Annotated in this window: 1 protein-coding gene; it reads right to left on the bottom strand. The window is 70.0% G+C overall.

The window, feature by feature from the left end; all coding sequences use genetic code 11:
• Positions 1-1,052 (bottom strand): ATP-binding cassette domain-containing protein (locus HGB44_RS31535; RefSeq protein ID WP_168444235.1); only part of this gene is annotated, 1,052 nt, incomplete at both ends.

Genomic DNA, 1,052 nt, shown 5'->3' with positions numbered 1-1,052 from the left:
TGGCGGGTGTAGTCGCTGGTGGGATTCTCGTACACCGCGTCGCTGTCACCCATCTCCACCACCTCACCCGCACGCATCACCGCGACCCGGTCACTCACCTGACGCACCACCGCCAGATCATGGGCCACGAAGATGTAGGTCAACCCGAAGTCGTCCTGCAACTCCGAGAGCAACCGCAACACCTGATCCTGCGTGGACACGTCCAACGCCGACACCGGCTCGTCACAGATGATCAGCTTCGGCTTGAGGATCAGCGCCCGCGCGATCGCGATCCGCTGACGCTGCCCACCCGAGAACGCGTGCGGAAACCGGTTGTAGTGACCCGGCTCCAACCCCACCCGCTCCAACAGCTCCTGCACCTGACGGCGCACCTTCTTGCCGTCCCGCTCCCCCTGCACCCGCAACGCCGTGCCGATCGCGTCCCCCACCGTCACACGCGGGTTCAGCGAGGAGTAGGGGTTCTGGAAGACCATCTGCACGTCCCGGCGCAGCGGACGCAGCGCCCGCTCGGGCATGTGGGTGATGTCGCGGCCCTCGAACTCCACCCGGCCCCGCGTGGGCTCCAGCAAACGCATCACCATCCGCGACAGCGTCGACTTGCCCGACCCCGACTCCCCCACGATCCCCAGCGTCTCACCCCGGTGCAGGTCGAAGGAGACCCCCTTGACCGCCCAGAAGTCCGTCGCCCTGCCCCACATCCCGCCGCGCACCCTGAACCGCTGCGCCACGTCCTCCACCCGAAGGAGGGGGGTCTCCTCGGAGGAGCCCCCGCCGCCGGAGGAGGGGGTGAAGGCCGCGAACTGGCCCGGCTCGGTGACCCTGCCCTCGCGCTTGTCCCGCTCGGTCCGGTCGGCCCGGTCCTGGGCGCGCCGCTGGGCGCGGGAGACCTCCACGCGCGGAACGGCGGCCAGGAGTCCCTGGGTGTAGGGGTGCCGGGGTGAGGACAGCACCTCGCGCACGTCGCCGCGCTCGACCGCGACGCCGTGGCGCATGACCACGACCTCGTCCACCGAACCCGCCACCACCGCCAGGTCGTGCGAGACCAGGATCAG

Origin of the sequence: Nocardiopsis alborubida, assembly GCF_012396365.1 — a bacterium.
Taxonomy (GTDB): domain Bacteria; phylum Actinomycetota; class Actinomycetes; order Streptosporangiales; family Streptosporangiaceae; genus Nocardiopsis; species Nocardiopsis alborubida.
This window is presented reverse-complemented; position numbering and strand designations above follow the sequence as displayed.